The organism is Halorubrum rarum (assembly GCF_048380895.1).
Taxonomy (GTDB): Archaea; Halobacteriota; Halobacteria; order Halobacteriales; family Haloferacaceae; genus Halorubrum.
The window spans coordinates 190,484-208,253 of record NZ_JBLWMN010000004.1; the positions used below are offsets into that span (position 1 = coordinate 190,484).

General features: G+C 67.3%; 16 protein-coding genes and 1 pseudogene. 6 read left to right on the plus strand and 11 right to left on the minus strand.

Annotation, left to right across the window (positions count from 1 at the left end; all coding sequences use genetic code 11):
* Positions 1-10 precede the first annotated feature (10 nt).
* The 3 genes from ACNSN7_RS04405 (at position 11) to ACNSN7_RS04415 (ending at position 4,995) form a co-directional block, all read left to right on the plus strand.
* On the plus strand, positions 11-1,372 hold the full coding sequence (locus ACNSN7_RS04405; protein ID WP_418280953.1) for a HEAT repeat domain-containing protein: 1,362 nt from the start codon (positions 11-13) through the stop codon (positions 1,370-1,372).
* Between the two features lie 87 nt (positions 1,373-1,459).
* A complete protein-coding gene (locus ACNSN7_RS04410) occupies positions 1,460-3,190 on the plus strand; it encodes a phospholipase D-like domain-containing protein (RefSeq protein ID WP_418280954.1) in 1,731 nt (576 codons plus the stop codon).
* Between the two features lie 92 nt (positions 3,191-3,282).
* Positions 3,283-4,995, plus strand: a complete 1,713-nt coding sequence (locus ACNSN7_RS04415) for an aldehyde ferredoxin oxidoreductase family protein (RefSeq protein WP_418280956.1) — start codon at positions 3,283-3,285, stop codon at positions 4,993-4,995.
* Between the two features lie 38 nt (positions 4,996-5,033).
* On the opposite strand, the gene ACNSN7_RS04420 is transcribed toward ACNSN7_RS04415, so the two are convergent.
* Both ACNSN7_RS04420 and ACNSN7_RS04425 read right to left on the minus strand, forming a co-directional pair.
* On the minus strand, positions 5,034-6,569 hold the full coding sequence (locus ACNSN7_RS04420) for a sensor histidine kinase (protein ID WP_418280957.1): 1,536 nt from the start codon (positions 6,567-6,569) through the stop codon (positions 5,034-5,036).
* A 3-nt stretch (positions 6,570-6,572) separates the two neighbouring features.
* A complete protein-coding gene (locus ACNSN7_RS04425) occupies positions 6,573-7,271 on the minus strand; it encodes a DUF5806 family protein (protein ID WP_418280958.1) in 699 nt (232 codons plus the stop codon).
* Positions 7,272-7,400: 129 nt separating this feature from the next.
* Between ACNSN7_RS04425 and ACNSN7_RS04430 the strand changes: the two genes are divergently transcribed.
* On the plus strand, positions 7,401-7,769 hold the full coding sequence (locus ACNSN7_RS04430; protein ID WP_418280959.1) for a universal stress protein: 369 nt from the start codon (positions 7,401-7,403) through the stop codon (positions 7,767-7,769).
* Positions 7,766-8,311: a GNAT family N-acetyltransferase gene (locus ACNSN7_RS04435; RefSeq protein ID WP_418280961.1), complete on the plus strand. Its 546-nt coding sequence runs from the start codon at positions 7,766-7,768 to the stop codon at positions 8,309-8,311. Before ACNSN7_RS04430 ends, ACNSN7_RS04435 begins: the two co-directional genes overlap by 4 nt.
* A gap of 44 nt (positions 8,312-8,355) precedes the next feature.
* Here the strand turns inward: ACNSN7_RS04435 and ACNSN7_RS04440 are convergent, their stop codons facing one another.
* The 8 genes from ACNSN7_RS04440 to ACNSN7_RS04475 all read right to left on the minus strand — a co-directional run bounded on the left by ACNSN7_RS04440 (position 8,356) and on the right by ACNSN7_RS04475 (position 16,264).
* Entirely contained in the window at positions 8,356-9,285 is a 930-nt protein-coding gene (locus ACNSN7_RS04440) for a hypothetical protein (RefSeq protein ID WP_418280962.1), read from the minus strand.
* A 62-nt stretch (positions 9,286-9,347) separates the two neighbouring features.
* Positions 9,348-11,687 (minus strand): heavy metal translocating P-type ATPase, encoded by a 2,340-nt coding sequence (locus ACNSN7_RS04445; protein ID WP_418280964.1) that lies wholly within the window; start codon positions 11,685-11,687, stop codon positions 9,348-9,350.
* A gap of 104 nt (positions 11,688-11,791) precedes the next feature.
* Positions 11,792-12,223, minus strand: coding sequence for a universal stress protein (locus tag ACNSN7_RS04450; RefSeq protein ID WP_418280965.1), 432 nt, complete (start codon positions 12,221-12,223; stop codon positions 11,792-11,794).
* Positions 12,224-12,304: 81 nt separating this feature from the next.
* The gene (locus ACNSN7_RS04455) at positions 12,305-12,889 is read right to left on the minus strand and encodes a GNAT family N-acetyltransferase (protein WP_418280966.1); all 585 of its coding nucleotides are present in this window, start codon (positions 12,887-12,889) and stop codon (positions 12,305-12,307) included.
* The gene (locus ACNSN7_RS04460; protein WP_418280967.1) at positions 12,886-13,440 is read right to left on the minus strand and encodes a peroxiredoxin family protein; all 555 of its coding nucleotides are present in this window, start codon (positions 13,438-13,440) and stop codon (positions 12,886-12,888) included. Before ACNSN7_RS04460 ends, ACNSN7_RS04455 begins: the two co-directional genes overlap by 4 nt.
* Positions 13,437-13,643, minus strand: coding sequence for a ubiquitin-like small modifier protein SAMP2 (gene samp2, locus ACNSN7_RS04465; RefSeq protein ID WP_418280969.1), 207 nt, complete (start codon positions 13,641-13,643; stop codon positions 13,437-13,439). Before samp2 ends, ACNSN7_RS04460 begins: the two co-directional genes overlap by 4 nt.
* A 120-nt stretch (positions 13,644-13,763) precedes the next feature.
* Complete coding sequence (gene polX / locus ACNSN7_RS04470) at positions 13,764-15,512, minus strand: DNA polymerase/3'-5' exonuclease PolX (RefSeq protein ID WP_418280971.1); 1,749 nt, start codon at positions 15,510-15,512, stop codon at positions 13,764-13,766.
* Between the two features lie 227 nt (positions 15,513-15,739).
* Entirely contained in the window at positions 15,740-16,264 is a 525-nt protein-coding gene (locus tag ACNSN7_RS04475; protein WP_418280972.1) for an HPP family protein, read from the minus strand.
* A 220-nt stretch (positions 16,265-16,484) separates the two neighbouring features.
* Between ACNSN7_RS04475 and ACNSN7_RS04480 the strand changes: the two genes are divergently transcribed.
* A complete protein-coding gene (locus ACNSN7_RS04480; RefSeq protein WP_418280973.1) occupies positions 16,485-16,859 on the plus strand; it encodes a hypothetical protein in 375 nt (124 codons plus the stop codon).
* A 113-nt stretch (positions 16,860-16,972) separates the two neighbouring features.
* On the opposite strand, the pseudogene ACNSN7_RS04485 reads toward ACNSN7_RS04480, so the two are convergent.
* A pseudogene (locus ACNSN7_RS04485) lies at positions 16,973-17,650 on the minus strand (IS5 family transposase); the annotation flags it as partial.
* Positions 17,651-17,770: the final 120 nt, after the last annotated feature.

The following is a 17,770-nucleotide window of genomic DNA, read 5'->3' on the forward strand; positions in this document are numbered from 1 at the left end:
TTCATCGTATATGAGCAACGGCGACGACCCGGCCGACGCCCCGGAGGAGGCGGACGCCGCGGACGACACGGACGACGCCGAGGAGACGGCTGCGCCGACCCTTCCCGACGAGGCCACCGAGGAGTCGTTGGCGGAGTACCTCGACGAGATAGCGGAGCTGTGTTCCGCGGCCGAGACGGAGGCCGACCTCGACGACGTCGAGGCGCTGCTTGACGACGCCGAGAGCGCGCTCGAGGACGCCGACCTCCCCGAACCGGACGAGGACGCGGAGGACGACGAGGACGTCGACGATCCGCGAGCGGATCTGGAAGCGCGTATCGGCGACCTCCGTGACGAGCTCGCGGACGCGCGCGGACCGTACGCGGACGACGTCGTCGAAACCATCGAGACGGCGATCGGCACCGTCGAGGGGACTGAGTGGACGGCGGACGGTCTCGACGACGTCGCGGAGGCGGTCGAGTCGTTCGCGGCCGACGTCGCGGAGGTCATCGACGTCGACGTCGAGCCGGAGAGCCACGAGATCGACGACCTCGCCGCCGCGCTCGACGAGGTCGCCGCCGGGATCGGTGACGCCGGTCTCGACCCCGACGACGACGCGGACGCCATCGCGGAACTGCTCGCGGCGACGGACGCGCTCGACGGCGACCTGGCGGACGCCGAGGAGTGGGACGATCTGGAGACGAACGAGCAGCTCCGCGCACAGAGGTTCTACGACGTGCTCGGTCACTACAAGGACTACCCCGTCGAGTGGTCCGCGCTGAAGGAGCACGAACAGCGCGGCAACGTCGACATGGTGTTGCTCGCGCTCGATTCGCTCCAATCGGACTTCATGGAGCGACACTGCCTGGAGGCGCTCGAACGAATGGGCAAACGCGGCAAGACCGAGGCGTCGCTCGAGGAGCTGCTCGGGCGCGCGGGCAAACGCGACCAGTTCGCGATCAGCATCCTCGGTAAGATGGCCGCCGAGGAGGCGACGGAGACGCTCGTCGAGTACGTCGACGAGGACTCGAACCCCGGTCTGCAGAAGGCGACGTTCAAGGCGCTCGGTGAGATCGGTGCCGAGGAGGCGGTCCAACCGATCGCGAACAAGCTGGCCGCGGACGACGAAGACGTCGAGGAGCTGGTCCGTCCGCACGCCGCGCGGGCGCTCGGCCTCATCGGCGACACCCGAGCGATCGACCCGCTCGCGGACGTGCTCGCCGAGGACGACTCCGACGACGTCCGGGCGGCGGCCGGCTGGGCGCTCCGTCAGATCGGCACGCGAGAGGCGTTCGAAGCCGTCGCGGAGTACACCGACGAGCGCACCTTCATCGTTCAGACGGAAGCCGAAAAGGCGGCCGCCGCGCTGGACGCCGCCGCGCCGTCCGCGTAACGGTCCCACCGTCGAGCGTCCGGATGTCGAGCGTCCGGCCGTCGAACCGTCCGTACCCTTTTATCCGATGCCGGGCGCAGACGGCCCGTGCGCTCCCGACCGCTCCTCGACACCGCGCTCCCCGTCACCGCGCTCGCCGTCGCGCTCGCCGTCGCGCTCGCCGTCGTCCTCGTCGCGGCGGGCGCGGTGACGGCGGGTGCGGTCCCGCCCGATCCGACTGATGCGCCGGAGCAGCGGATCGACGCGTCGGAGCAGCGGATCGACGCGCCGGAGTACACCGACGTCGACACCGGACACGACTCGGCATCGCCCCCGCGGATCGTCGAACTGTATCCGAACCCGACGGCCGAGGGGAACCGCGGCGAGTACCTGATCGTCCGACTGCCGGAGCCCGGAAACTGGTCGCTCGCCGACGGCTACCACGAGGCGTCGCTTCCCGCCGAGGCGACCGGGGAGGTTGCCCTGTCGATGGCTCCGAACCGGACGAGAGCTCACGTCGGGGACGACGTTGCGCTCCGGGCGCTCGACGACCACTTCCCGCTGTCGGCGTCCGGCGACCGGATCGAGCTACGGCGCGACGGCGAGCCGGTCGATGTGGTCGAGTACGGTCGCGTTCGCGAGGGGTATCGCTGGCGGGCCGACTGGGACGAGTGGCGTCCGGACGGGTACGATCCGAGGCGGCCCGCACGCGTCGACGGAGCGACCGTGACCCCGTTCGTGCTCCCGGACAGCCCGGACGTTCCGATCGAACCGCTCCGATCGGCCGAACATCGGATCCTGATCGCGGGGTACACGGTCGAATCGGAGCGCGTCGCGGACGCGCTCGTCGACGCCGCCGAGCGGGGCGTGACCGTCGAGGTGCTCGTCGAGGGGTCCCCAGTCGGCGGCTTCTCCGAACGGGGTGCCGCGGTCGCGGATCGGCTCGAGTCGGCCGGGGTCGAGGTTCGCGTGCTCGACGGCGACCCGAACCGGTTTCGATTCCATCACGCCAAATACGCCGTCGCGGACGACCGTGCGGTGGTGCTCACGGAGAACTGGAAAGCCGAGGGGACGGGCGGCCGCTCCAGCCGCGGGTGGGGAGTGGCGGCGGCCGATCCCCGTCTCGCGGACGAACTCGCCGCCCTCTTCGAGAACGACGCCACCGCCGCGGACGCGCGTCCGTGGAGACGGTTCCGCGAGGACGCCGAGTTCCACCGGTCGGGGAGCGCGAACGCGACGTACCCGGAGCGGTTCGATCCGCCCGAACCGGAGCGAGCGGACGTCGAGCTCCTGACCGCGCCGGGCAACGCCGAGGACCGGATCGTCCAGCGGATCGACGCCGCGGACGACCGCGTTCTCGCGGTCGTCCCTCGGACCGACGGACCGGACGGACGGATCGTGCGGGCGCTCCGTCGAGCCGGTGACCGCGGCGTCGACGTCCACCTCCTGTTGTCCGGCGCGTGGTACGACGCCGAGGAGAACAGGCGGCTCTCCCGTGCGCTCGACGAGGAGCCGATCGAAGCGACCGTCGCCGATCCCCGCGGGCGCTTCGAGAAAGTTCACGCAAAAGGGCTCGTGATCGACGACACCGTCGTCGTCGGCAGCCTCAACTGGAACGAGGCGGCGGCGACGAACAACCGGGAGGTGCTCGTCGCGATAGAGAGCCCGTCGGTCGCGGCGTTTTACGCCCGGGCGTACGCCGCCGACTGGCGCGGCGGCGGGAGGCGACTGCCGATCGGGCTGCTGGCCGGGCTGTCGCTCGCGATCGTTGGGGGCGGCGTCGCCGCCCGACGGGAGGTGTCGTTCGTCCGGAGCGGTGGATCGGCTCGAGAGCGCTGATCGTCCGGAGGGGGAGCGGTGGCCCGATCCGATCGTCGGGCGTCAGCCCGTTCGCCCCGACCTTTATCGTGTCGTCGTCGGATACCATACGTATGAGGCACGCACGCGGAGCCCTGTTGACGATCGATCTGACCGATCGATCCGCGTCGACGGAGACGATCGACGAGGAACTGGCGGCGTTCGTCGGCGGTCGAGGACTCAACACGCGACTCGCGTACGAACGCGTTCCGTTCGACGCGGACCCGCTCGGTCCGGAGAACCGACTGTATCTCTCGACGGGACCGATGCAGTACTCGACGACGTCGTACACGGGGCGGATGGCGGCGACCGCGCTCTCTCCGCTCACGAACGGGCTGCTCTCGTCGAACGCCGGCGGGTTCCTCTCGCGGAACGTCACCGGATCTGGGTACGCGGCGGTGGAGATCGTCGGCGAGAGCGACGAGCTCCTCGCGGTTCACGTTCGCGAGGCGGACGACGACGGATCCCCATCCGTCGAGTTCGAGCCGGTTCCGGAGCTCACGGACGCGCCGGTTCCCGACGTCACGGAGTACGTCGAACGAGAACACGGTCTCGACGCCGAGAACGTCGCCTGTATCGGCCCGGCGGGCGAGCACGCGGTCCGGTTCGCATCGATCATGACCTCGGAAACGCGCGCGTTCGGCCGCGGCGGACTCGGCGCGGTGCTCGGCGCGAAAGGGGTGAAAGCGATCACGTTCGACGGCGACGCGGACGCCGACGTCGACATCGATTGGCCCGACGACGCCGGGGACGTCCACCGCGAGGCCGCGACGTCCGACCACGTCATGAAGCGACAGGGGACCGCCAGCGTGACCGAGCTGGCAAACGAGGTGAACGCGCTCCCCAGCTACTACTTCTCGGAGCAGTCGTTCGAGGGCGTCGAGGGGATCTCCGGCGACCGCGTCGAGGAGAAGAAGTACAAGAAGGCGACGTGTTCACGGTGTGCGTTCGCCTGTAAACTCCCCACTCGGGACGAGGAGCGGGGGATCGAAACGGAGGGTCCGGAGTTCGAGACGGTGATGGCGTTCGGCTCGAACGCCGGCGTCGACGACATCGTCGACGTGATGGCGTCGAACCAGCTGTGTGACGAGCTCGGGATGGACACGATCTCCTGTGGCGACGTCGTCTCGATGTTCTTGGAGTCCGAAGACGAGTTCGGCAACGCCGAGTTGGTCCACTCGCTCGTCGAACAGATCGCCTACCGCGAGGGCGTCGGCGACAAGCTCGCGGAGGGGGTCCACCGGGCGCACGAGGAGTTCGGTGCGGACGACTGGACGGTCAAGGGGATGGCGTTCTCCGGACACGACGGCCGGACGCTCCAGGGACAGGGACTCGCGTTCGCGACGGCGAACCGCGGGGCGGACCACATGTACGGCGAGTTCTATCCGTACGAGTACCCGCTCGTCGACAAGGCGGACGCGCTCGAGCCGAGCGGGCTTACTGGCAAGCCGCCGAAGCTCGTCGCCAAGGAGAACCGAAACGCCGTACTCGACTCCGCGGTGGTGTGTAAGTTCTCCCGCGGGACGGTTACGGACGATCGGCTCGCAGCCCTGCTCGACGCCGACTACGAGACGCTCCTCGCGATGGGCGGACGCGTCGTCGAACTGGAGCGTGCGTTCAACAACGCCCGCGGGTTCGACCGCGACGACGACACGCTGCCGTACGCCGACGCGATCGTCGGGTTCGACGCCGGGCTCTCGGAGTACTATGAGCTGCGTGGCTGGACCGACGAGGGAACCGTGCCGGGGTACGACGACGGGACGGTCTCGGCGCTCGCGGACGACTAGGAACCGGCGGGGAACGACTAGGAACCGGCGGGGAACGACTAGGAACCGGCGGGGAACGACTCGGGGGCGACGACGTCGACGCCCCGGAACTCGAAGCGGGCCCCTCCGGAGTCGCTCGCGACGAGATCGACCGACCACCCGTGTGCCTCGGCGATCTCCGAGACGATCCGCAGTCCGAACCCGGTTCCGTTCGGGTTCGTCGTGACGCTCGTCTCGAACACCTCCTCACGGCGCTCCGGCTCGACCCCCGGTCCGTCGTCCGCGACGGAGAACCCGTCGGCGTCCGGAAGCGCCTCGACGACGACCCGGACGTCGTCGCCCCCGTGTTCGATCGAGTTCCGGAAGAGGTTCTCCAGGAGCTGTGCGAGTCGGCTTCTGTCGGCGTTGATCGTGAGATCGTCGCGAACGGTCACCGTGGCGTCGGCGGTGTCGACCGTGGTCCAGCAGTCGTCGACGATCGTCGCGAGTTCGACCGCCTCCGTGGCGTCGACCGCCTCCCCCTGTCGGGCGAGCGTCAGCATGTCGTCGACGAGCGCCTCCATTCGGTCGATCGAGGTGGAGACGACCGCGAGATCCTCGCTTTCGCACTCCGAGAGCGCCATCTCCAAGTGACCGGCGGCGACGTTGAGCGGGTTCCGGAGGTCGTGTGAGACGAGGCTCGCGAACTCCGCTAACCGGTCACGTTCGTGGGCGACCTCCACCTCCCGGGCGCGGAGCTGTCTCTCACGCTCGATACGGACGAGCACCATCGTGACCGTCGCACCCCACAGCCGCGCGACCGTTCTGTCGGCCTCGTCGAGCGCGTCGGCGTCGGTCGCGCCGATCGTCAACACGCCGTACCTGCCGAGCGGGACGATGAACTCGCTCCGGATCGGCGTCGCCGGATTGTATCGGTTCGGCTCCGCGTACGTGTCGCGGACGTACCGCGGCTCGCCCGTCTCGAACGTCTCGGCGATGAGGCTTGCGCCGGCGGCCTCGAACGTCGGATGCGCTCCGACCACGTCGTCCGCGAACTCGGTCCACGCGGCGGGGACGAGCGATCCGTCGTCCTCGTCGTACAGCCAGACGGCCGCCATCGGGAGCCCCAACACGTCGTCGACGTATCCGACGGCCGCCTCCGCCGCGGCGGACTCCTCGGTCGTTTTTAACAGGTCCTGCGTGGCGTGGTGAAGCGCGGCGAGCGTCTCCGTCCGTCGGTGGAGCGTCGCCTCCCGCTCGCGGTCCCGGCTCACGTCGACGACCGTCACGATGACGTGCGTCCCGTCGTCACCCTCCACGGGCCCGAGACTGATCGTGACCGGGACCTCGGTGCCGTCGCCCCGACTCGCGTACAGGTCTCGGTCCGTGCCCATCGGCCGCGGCCGTGGGTCCCGCAGGTACGACTCGCGTATGACGTCGCGTTCGTCCTGATCCGAGGTGTGAAGGATATCCTCGACGCTTCGTCCCGCCAGTTCGGCGGGCGCGTACCCCAAGACGGGCTCGACGCGGCGGTTGGCCGAGACGATAACGCCGTCGCGGTCGACGACGAGAGTGGCATCGGGCAGCGCCGGGAGGACGTCCGCGAATCGGTCCATGGACTACTCCTCGGTCGCTTCGTGGACGTGGCCACATTCGGGACACTGGACCTCCTCGCCGCGGAGGCTCGCCGACGACTCCCGGACCTCGCGCATCACTTCGGAGATCCGGTCTTCGGCGTCCAGCTCGTCGGCGACGGCGAGGTCGACGTTCTCGACCTCCAGGAGGAACTTCGCGACCTCCGTCGCCTCGTACATCATCTCGTCGAGATCCTCCGCGGTGAAGAACCCGGACATCGCGCCGTAGAGGAACGTCGCGCCCGACTTCGTCACCTTCTCCTCGAAGGAGTAGCGGGCCTGATTGACCGCCTGTGGGGTGTACGTATCGGTCATAAAGGGGACGAGATCGGGGAGGTTCTCGCCAATCTTGGTCATCTCGACGCCGGTTTCGGTGCGGAAGTCGGCACACAGTCGTGCGATCGCCCACTCCCGCGCCGTCACGTACGTTCGGTCACGGAGGAACTCGTTGACGCGCTCGTAGCGCGCGCCGTCCATCTTCTTGAACCGCTCGTACTTCCGGACTTCGGGCGGGACGTCGTCGTTCGGCTCCGACGCATCGTCCGTCTCCGGCGCATCGTTCGGCTCCGACGCATCGTCCGTCTCCGGCGCATCGTCCGTCTCCGGCGCATCGTCCGTCTCCGCTCGTGCTCCCGCGCTCGCGGAGTCGGTGGGATCCGTCGCGGAGCCGGGCTGATCGCTCATGGGGTATGCAACTGCCGGTCGGACAAAAGGGTTGTCGGTGCGGTCTGCCGGCCTCGACATCGTTGCGCGGGTCGGTTCGATCGCGTTCGACGGAGAACCCTTTTTACCTCGCCGGTGGACGTGAGTCGCATGAAGGTACTCTGCGGGATCGGTGGCAGCGACGACTCGCTGCGCGCGCTCGACCGATCGGTCGAACGCGCCGCGGTCGCGGACGACGACCTGACGGTCCTGATCGTGGACAATCCCGACTCCGAGCGGTCGTCCGACGATCTCGTCAACCGTGCCGAGCAGGCCGTTTCGGACGCCGGAATCGACGCGAACATCCGTCGGATCGACGGCGACCCCGGCAGTCGGCTGGTGGATATCGCCGAGGCGGAGGGGTTCGATGAGATCGTCATCGGCGGCGGCCAGACGAGTCCGATGGGGAAGATAACGATCGGGACGATCGCCGAGTTCGTCCTGTTGAACGCCAAGACGTCGGTGACGTTGGTCAGATGACGGACCGTCGATTCCCGGAGGCCGTCGCGGAGCCGTTTCCCGCCCCGCCGACCGAGTTCGTCGATCGGGCGGACCGACCCGTCACGATCCGAGCGTACAACGGCTCCGAGGAGGAGTCCGAGGCACTCGTCGAGATGTACGACGCGTTCGATCCCGCGGACCGCGCACAGGGGATCCCGCCGGGCGGCGAAGCGAGGATCCGCGAGTGGCTCGACACGATCCTCGGTGACGACTGTCTCAACGTGATCGCGTGGTGTGGCGACGTCGCCGCCGGCCACGCGACGCTCGTTCCCGACGAGGACGCCTACGAGCTCGCGATCTTCGTCCACCAGGAGTACCAGGAGGCCGGTATCGGGACGCGGCTCATCCGCGGCCTGCTCGGTCACGGACAGCGCGAAGGGATCGAGCGGGTGTGGCTCACCGTCGAACGGTGGAACCACGCCGCGGTGTCGCTGTACAAGAAGATCGGCTTCGAGGTCTCCGACGCCGAGAGCTTCGAGATGGAAATGGCGCTCCGGCTGAACGACCCCGAAATGGATTGACATCCCATCCCCGCCACGCTCCCGGGGCAGGCTCCCCTATGCCCTCACAGACGGGCCGCCAACGCGAGGAAGACGAGACTCAGCGGCGAGGCGACGAACGCCAACGCCCAGCCGGCCTCTCCGGCCCCCGCGACCACCAGCGCGATGCCGACGATCAGGGAGCTCCCGCCGACGAGCGCGAGCACGGCGCGTTCCGGAACGCTCGCCCGATCCGGGCCATCGCTGCGCGCGAGCACGGCGTCGAGGGTCCGCTCCACCGCCGCGGCCGACTCCGTCGGGACGAACAGCCACGGCGTCGACCGGTACCACTCGTTGCCGCGGAACGCGAGCAGGAACACCGTCGTCCACGGGAGATCGACTCGGCGCGTCCGAACGACGGCGTTCAGGTCGTCGGTTCGCGTTCGGTCGTGGGTGTGGCTCGTCCGACGGACGACCCGATCGACCGGATCGAGGCGGACCGAGGTCCCCCTCGAGCCGGCGATCATCGGGACGATCCAGATCATCGGGAGCAGTGCCCACGATCCGGCGGCGATCCACGCCGGACCGGCCCACGTGACTGCTCCGAGCGCGGCCGCACCGCCGAGCACCCATCCCGGACGGAGCGTCGACGGCGACAGCGAGTAGTCGCCGAACGCGTTGTGGAGGGTCCGACGACTCTCGGGCGTCGACCGGTCGATCCCGACCAGCAGGTACACGACCGAGAGCGGGCCGCCCACGAGCGCGAGTACCACGAACACCCACGCGTTACCGAGCGCGAGCCCGCCGCTCAGGGCGGTTCGTGCCGCCGCGACGACCACGACGCCGACGATCCACGCGATAGAGAGGAGGATCGCGAGTCCGGCACCGACCGCGATCGATCGGAGGCGATCGTGTCTGACGGGGCCCCACTCGATCGTCTCGAGAGGCGTCGGCTCCGGCTCCGAGCCGTCCTCGACGGCGGTCTCGCCGACCTGCGGGGCGCTCTCGGAGGGCATACCGACGGGGTACGCCGACGCGGAAGTTAAAGGGTGCGTCGAGCCACCGAGCGGCCGATGCGTCAGTCGGCGGCGACGGCCGGCGGCTCCTCCGGGTCGACGTTCCCGAGCCGGAGCGCGTTGCCGGTGACACCGAGGCTCATTCCCATATCGCCGACTATCACGGCCATCGCGACGGTGACGTACCCGAACGGCGCGCCCGCGGCGAGCAGCGCCTTCACGCCGAGCGACGCGGCGATGTTCGTCCGGATCGTCGTGCCGGCGCGGTCGGCGAGCTGGATGAGGTACGGAAGCCGCGAGAGGTCGTCGGCCATCAGCGCGATGTCGGCCGTCTCGAGCGCCGTGTCGGTCCCTGCGGCACCCATCGCAATGCCGACCGTCGCGGTCGCGAGCGCGGGCGCGTCGTTGATCCCGTCGCCGACCATCGCGACGCCCCCGTCGGTCGACTCGCGGAGCTCTCGGACGGCGTCGACTTTCTCCGCCGGGAGCAGGTCGGCACGCACCTCGTCGACGCCGACGCGGTCGCCGATCGCCCGTGCGGTCCGTTCGTTGTCGCCGGTGAGCATGACGACGCGTTCGATCCCCGCCTCGTGGAGCCGGTCGACCGCCCACGACGCCTCCGGCCGGACGGTGTCGGCCACCGCGATCACGCCCTCCAACCGCTCGTCGGTCCCCACCAGCACGACCGTCTTGCCGTCCGCCTGCAGGCGGGGGATCGTCTGGCCGACCAGATCGAGATACGCGCCGTGTTCACAGGACTCGATCTCGTCGAGCAGCGTCGTCTCCTGCCCGTCTTCTTCCGCCCCGTCCGCTCGTGACAGCGCGGTGCCGCCGTCGGATCGGAGGTGCGCGTGCGAGAGGTCGAACCCGAGCGACTCGAACAGCGCCGGCTTGCCGGCGTAGTGTGTGACCCCGTCGAGCTCGGCGCGAACCCCCTTTCCGGCGAGCGCCTCGAACCCGTCGACGGCCGGGTCCGGAACCCCCCGCTCGTCGCCGTGAGCGACGATCGCGTCCGCGATCGGATGCTCGCTCCGTCGTTCAAGCGCGGTCGCACACCGGAGCACCTCGTCGGGGTCCGCATCGCCGAGGGGAACCACGTCCGTCACCGCGAGGTCCCCGGTCGTCAGGGTCCCGGTCTTGTCGATCGCGACGACGTCGACGTCACCCGCCGCCTCCAGGTCCTCGCCGCTTTTTATCAGGACGCCGTTGCGTGCGGCCGCCGTCACGCCGGAGACGACGCTGACCGGCGTCGAGATGACGAACGCGCACGGACAGGCGATCACGAGCAGCGCCAGCCCGCGGACGAACCACGTCTCCGTGGCTCCGCCGACGACGAGGGGGCCGAGCACCACGGTCGCGATCGCCGCGAGCACGACCAACGGGGTGTACACGCCGGCGAACCGGTCGACGAATCGCTCGGCTCGCGTCCCCTCGCCGCTCGCGGACTCGACGAGCTCGACGACGCGCGCGATCGTCGACTCCTCGGCGGGCGAGGTCGCTTCGATCTCGAAGTACCCCGCCTCGTTGATGGAGCCGGCGTACACGTCCTCGCCGGGGGACTTCTCCGCGGGAACGGACTCCCCGGTGATCGGCGATTCGTCGATGGCCCCCGTTCCCTCCCGGACGACGCCGTCGAGCGGCACCTTTTCACCGGGGCGCACCGCGACCGTCTCCCCCACGGCGACCGCCTCCACCGGGACCGTCTCCTCGGTCCCCTCGCGGACCACGGTCGCGACGTCCGGGGACAGCTCCATCAGCTCCTGCAGCGAGTTTCTCGCCCGGTCGATCGAGAACCGCTCCAACAGCTCCGCCGTCGAGAACAGCACGGCGAGCGTCGCCGCCTCGAACGGGTGATCGATGAGGATCGCCGCGACGATCCCGATCGTCATGAGGAGATCGATGTCGAGGCTCCGCGCGCGCAGCGAGTAGAGCCCGTTTCGGAGGATCGGCGGGCCGGCGACCGCGACGGCCAGCAGATAGGCCACCCACGCGCCCGTCAGCTCCCAGACGCCGAGGGGACCGAGCGGACCGATCGCTCCGAACGTCGGGTTCACCGACGGGAGGAACCACTCCGCGGCGAGACCGATCGCGAGGAAGACGGCCCCGACGCCGGTGGCTATCGCCCGCGGACTCGTGAACAGGTCGTCGGCGACGACGCTCGAATCCGGATCGATCACCTCGTAGCCGGCGCTCTCGATGGCGGCGACGATCGCGTCGTCGTCGACGCGGTCCGGATCGTACGTCACGACGACGGCACCCGACGTCGGACGCGTCTCGACGCCGTACACCCCCTCGAACGACAGCGCTCCCTCGACGGAGCCCGCACAGGAGGGACAGTCCATCCCCGGGACGGAGAACCGCCCCTCGACCGCCTCGGTCGGTCGATCGTCTTCCCCGGTCATTGTCGGGGGTAGCTCTCCGGCGCTTATTAACGTCACTACCAGAAAAACGCGATTTGCTGTTAGCTTTTATTAATAGGATAGTCGATGTTGATACAATGACGTCCCTACCTGATGACGGTCACCGGGACGGTCGCCCGGTCGACGACGCCTTTGGCGACGCTCCCGACGACGCGCTCGCGCTCCTCGGACAGTCCCCGGTGACCGACGTAGATCGCGTCCGCACCGATGTCGCTCGCGTGGTCGGCGATCACGTTCGCCGGCCGACCGGCCAGAAGCTCCGTGTCGACGGGCAGGTCGACGTCGCGGTCCGCGGCCGCGTCCACGGCCAGTCGTCGCGCCCGCTGGAGAATCCGCTCGCCGAGTTCGATCGACTGGTCGTCGCCGGGAAGCACGATCTCGCCGTTGATGACCTCCGTCTCGGGCGTCAGAACGTGGACGATCTCGAGGGTCGCATCGAGCGCGGCCGCCTGTGTCGCGGCGTACCGGATCGCGTCGTCGGACTCATCGGACCCGTCGGTTGCAACCAAGTATTTCATACGTAACCGTTGGGATCGGATCGGGAAACCAATACCGCTACTTCTCGCTCGGCGAGATACCTCGTCCTTCGATGACACTTCTCAGGGATCGGCTCTGGTCGACACTCGCCGAACGCCCCACAGTCGTCCGTCGTCGGCGGTTCGGTCGTCGCCGGTTCGATCGTCGGTTCGGTCGTCGCCGGCTCGGTCGTCGCCGATCCGGCTGTCACCGATCCGGTCGTCGCCTATGTATTCGCCGTCGTTCAGTTCGCCACTGGTGAGACGCTCCGATCGCTCGCGGGGTGGCTCGGCGGTCACGTCGAACCCGAGATCACCGTAAAACGCCTCCAGCGACCGGTCGAACGCGGCGGACACCCGGTCGACCGCCGGGTCGCGTTCGGCGTGCCGGACCGCCGTCGCGACGAGCGCCGACCCGATCCCACGAGCGCGCCGCTCGCGGCGGACCGCGACGGCGTCGACGTGACGCCGCGTCGGTTCCGGACGCGTGACGACGAGCGCGCCGACGACCGCCTCCGTTCGGTCGGATCGCGCGACGAGTACGTCGTCGGCGTGGATCCGCTCGTCGAGGCCGTCGACGTCGACGGAGAGCATCGCGGCGTCGAACACGCGGAGGACGTCGAGCCGGTCGTCGGCGGTCGCGGGCTCGATCGTGACGTCGTCGCTCACGAGAACTTCGCGATCTCCGTCAAGAGGTCGTCGATCGTCGGCCGGTCGCCGGGGCGCGTACCGGCGTGTCGCCAGAGGATCTCGGGCTCACCGCGAAGGTCGACGAGCGCGGCGAGCGGCATGCGTCCGAGCAGGTCGATCCGGGCTCCGAACCGCCCGAATCGAGTCGGTTGGCCATACCGCTCCGCGACCGCGCTGTCGGGGTCCGCGAGCGTCGGCAGCGGCGCGTCCCGTCGGTCGGCCCACGCCGCGGCGCGTTCGACCGGCTCGGGGAGGACGGAGACGACGGCGGTGTTGCGCTCGCGGAACTCCTCGCGGTGTCTGGCCAGCCGCATCGCCTGCCTCCGGCAGTTGCCACAGAGGTGATCGCGGTGAAAGACGACGACCGCGAGGTCGTCGGGGAGCGCGGAGAGCGTGAACGGATCGGGTCCCGGACCCCCGTTCGGCAGGGTGAAGTCGGCGGACGAGCGCCGCGACCCGTCCCCCGTCGCGTTCGATCCGGTCGCGTTCGATCCGGTCGCGTTCGATCCGGTCGCGTCTGATCCCCTCACGTCGCTCCCCCCTTTATCAGTCGGAGCAGGGTGACCCGGTCGGCGTCGACGACGCGGTCGCCCGGAACGGGCGATCCGTCGACGAGTATCGAGGCCTCCTGCGGGTGATAGCCGACCGCCCGGATCAGGTCGGCGTACGTCGCGTCGTCGTCGAGGGCACAGCCGTGTTCGTCCCCGCCGACGACCGCCACCGTCACGTGCATACTCGGCCGGTAGGCGGTCCGTGCGGGTTAATCGATCGGTCGACGTTCGGAAACCGGTCCGAACGCCTCCCCGGTCACCCGAAGAACGCGCGTACGTTCACTCGAAGAACGCGCGTACGTTCACTCGAAGAACGCGCGCAGTTCCTCTGGCGAGCGCGCGTTGAGCACGTCCGCGCGCTCGGCCCACCCGCGGCGAGCGGTGTGGACGCCGTATCGGACGTTGTCGAACTCGCGAGGCGAGTGGGCGTCCGTGTTGACGGCGATCGTCGCTCCCGCGTTCAGCGCGGCGCGAACCGCGTCGCCGTTGGCGTCGAGCCGCGCGGGATTGGCGTTCACCTCGATGGCGGTGCCGGCGTCCGCGGCCGCCGTCGCAACCGTCGCAAAGTCCGGAGCGAGCCCCTGCCGACTGTTGATGATCCGGCCCGTCGGGTGGCCGAGGACGTCGACGTGGGGGTGCTCGACCGCACGGACGAGTCGCTCGGTGGCCTCGTCCGCCGGCCGTCCGAGCGCGGAGTGGGGCGAGGCGACGACGATATCCAGCGCCGCGAGCGTCGCGTCGTCGGTCGTGATCTCTCCCTCCGCGTCGATGTTCGCCTCGATCCCGTGGAACACCTCGATCGGCGCGTCGGCCGCGACCTCGGCGACGGCCTCGGCCTGCTCGGCGATCGCCGCCTCGTCGAGGCCGGTGTTCCCGAAGACCCCCGGCCCCGAGGCGTGGTCGGTGACCGCGTGAAACGCGTAGCCGCGGTCGACGGCCGCCTCGACCATCTCCGCGATGGTGTTGCTCCCGTCCGACCAGTCGGTGTGGGTGTGGAGGTCGCCCCGGATCTCGTCCGTCTCGACGAGCGTCGGCAGGGCGTCGTTCGCCGCGGCCGCGACCTCGCCGGTGTCCTCGCGAATCTCGGGCGGGACCCACGCCATGTCGAGCGCCTCGTACACGCCGGCTTCGGTCTCTCCGGCGACGCGATCGCCGACTCGTTGGCCGTCATCCGGATCGTCGACCTCGCGAACGTCGAACACGCCGTACTCGTTCACTTTCAGTCCGCGGTCTATCGCACGGTTTCGCACCGCGATGTTGTGCGCTTTGGAGCCGGTGAAATACTGGAGCGCCGCACCGAACTCCGCGACGTCGACGATCCGGAGGTCGACCCGGACGCCGTCCGTTCGGACGCTCGCCTTCCCGGTGCCCGCCTCGATCGTCGCGTCCGCCGCCGGCCAGTCGGTGAACGCCCCGACGATCCGCTCCCGGTCCTCGCTCGCGACGAGCACGTCGACGTCGCCGATCGTGTCCTTCCAGCGTCGGATCGACCCGCACACCTCGACGTTCGCGACGCCGTCGATCTCGGTGAGGTACGACAGCGCCGCGTCCGCGATCGGGCGGGCGTCACCGATCCGGGTCCGCGTTCCCACCTCGCGGGCGAACGGGATGTTGTCGAGAACGTTCGCCTCCGTCTTCTCGCCGAACCCCTTGATCGCCCGTATCTCGCCGGCCTCCGCGGCGGCCTCCAGCTCGTCGAGCGTCGTGACGCCGAGCTCCTCATAGAGGGTTCCGACGGTCTTCGGACCGACCCCCTCGACGGCGGTGAGCGCCTCGATATCGACCGGGAGATCCGCGCGCAGTTCGGTCAGTTCCTCGATCGATCCCGTCCGAAAGTACTCGACGATTTTCGACGCGATGGCGTCACCGACGCGGTCGATCCCGGCGACGGCGTCGGCCCCCTCGCCGGCGAGGTTCTCGACCGGTGCCGGATGTTCGCGGACGTTCTCCGCCGCGCGACGGTAGGCGGTCGGCTTGTACTCGACGCCCGTCGCCTCGAGGAGGTCCGCGAACTCCTCTAACAGCTCCGCGACCTCGTCGTTGCGGCTCATTACAGTACCGTTCGGTACGATATGCCTTATAAGTCGGTTCGTCCGGTGTGATGCGTCTTATACGTCGGCTCGCTCGCCGCGACGCGTTTTATGAGCCACTGAGCGGCGGCTCCCGGTCGTTTAAAAGGGGTTCGCCGAAGAGGACCCGCTCAAACGGCTTCGTTGCGATCCTTTTTTCAGATATATTAGGCTAAAGCGTCCGGTCGTTGCAGACTGCGTATTGCGCGTCAACGAGTTTCTTTGTTACCGTAGCGGGGATGAGAGTCGCCGACGAGCCGCTTGAACACGAGTAGGACACTGTTGTGAAACAGTACGAGAATCGTGACGCTTCCGACGATGATACCAACCCGAAGAGGTGTCGAAAGTAGCCCAAGTGAGACGATGAGTGTTGTCGCACAGGCAGGTGGGTGAATCGTATCCGTTGCGATCATCGCCCAACTGGTCAGTACGATCGAGAGGGTCGCACTTGTTACCAAACGGAATCCCTCAAGAGAGAATGGTGGTGGTGTTGCAGTGATCGAGGCACCGGAGGCCACGACGGCCCACGCTACCAAACCAGCGGTACCACCGATGAGGTGACTCCCGATAATACGATAGCTCTGAGTTCGGTCGCTCTGACGGTTAAACGCAAGTACGAACGCGGTCGGCCCGAGGCTCGGGAAAATAAACGGTTGGCCGCTCCCCCACGCAATTACACCGAGTATGGTGAACAGGACACCGGCATACAAACTCGTCCCGACCCGGCGTCGCATAGTTGTTGTTCCGAAGCAGCATACAAATCACTCGTGGTTCTCCGTTAGTTCCGCTGTCTGTTGTGTCTGCCACCTGTACCAATACGTGAATCCCTGGCTCTGTTGAAACCCTTAATCGGTGATAATTTCTTGTGAGCGTGCTGAAAACAGGGCTCGAATGTTGTAGAACTGCAATTTGTTCGGGGCGATAATTTATAGTATTCTTTGCTCTATTTCGTCCATGGCCATCTTTGAAGACGTGGAACCGGAGCGACGAGTTGGGGCTGGACTCTTCTTTTTGATTATCGCTATGGGGGTCCTTGTGGTTCAACCAGCCACGCCTATCATAACTGCATTAATTGCTAGCATCAATCTTCTCATCAGTGCCATTTTTCTCATCACTGTCGGACGAGACACTATGGAAAAACCGGCCTACGACGTTGGCTTCTGGCTTCTGTCAGTGGTTGTTGCACTGGCGATGTATCTTTTAACGACACTTCTACTCACAGGCACCGTAGATATTTTTCAGGTGCTCGTGTTCATCATCGGTTTCGGACTCATCCTAGGGTTTCTCGCGGAACTTCGCGCAAAACTCACCAACCATCGCAAGCAGTGATAGAACGAGGTTCACGTTAACAGGCTGTCTGAATCAGCAGCGATTGGTGCGAAACAAACGCGATAATCAATCTGAACTCAGCCTCTATATTCAGCAGTCCGTTCCTCTCGGAATCACGGATATTCGCCCCCATCGTGTGAAATGGCGAGGCTTCGCTCCAGATTGTGAACGATGCACCGTTTGATCGCCGCGTTGACTGTCTCGCTCATGTTTCGTCGATGGTAGAGGTCGCTGTTCAGCCGAGCATTCCACGCCTTGTGGAGAGATGTGAACTCACGGTGCTTGATCAGTGGCCGGATATCGTGATCCCGAGCGAGACGCTGGAGTTTCTGGTCGTCATATCCCTTGTCACCAGTCAACACCGCGATGGAGGCTGCGTTCCGTTTCATTACCTGCGATGCAATCTGTGTATCGTGTTTTCGTGTCGTAGTTACGTGAATGTCGAGAACGGCATTGGTCGCTGTATCGACCAACAGCGTTGTCTTCAACTGCTGGATGGTGAGGTTCGTTTGCTTCGTGTAGTGCGTTGATGCATGCGCCCGGTCAAACCCGGAGGCATCAATGCCGGTGACACCGTTGAGCGGCAAGCCCGAAAGTGAAACGTTCAGCAGCACCCGCCAGACGGCCATCTCCAAGCGGTCGAACGCTTTGCAGAGTGTCGAGGGTGTAGGAATCGAATCAAGGTCAAGGGCGTCTCGAATGCGCGGCATCTCGATGAGTTCGTCAACAAGGTCGCGGTACGTCGTTGTCTTTTTGACCTTCAGACAGAGCAGAACGACGTGTTGTCGGAGTTTGACATCCTCCCCGCCCTGAAGGGCGAGGATTCCCACGTTGGGATATTGTGGTTTACGACGTTACGTGTTCTTGCGGTGCGAACGCACCAGTTCCCGTGTCAAACAGGAACGTCGATG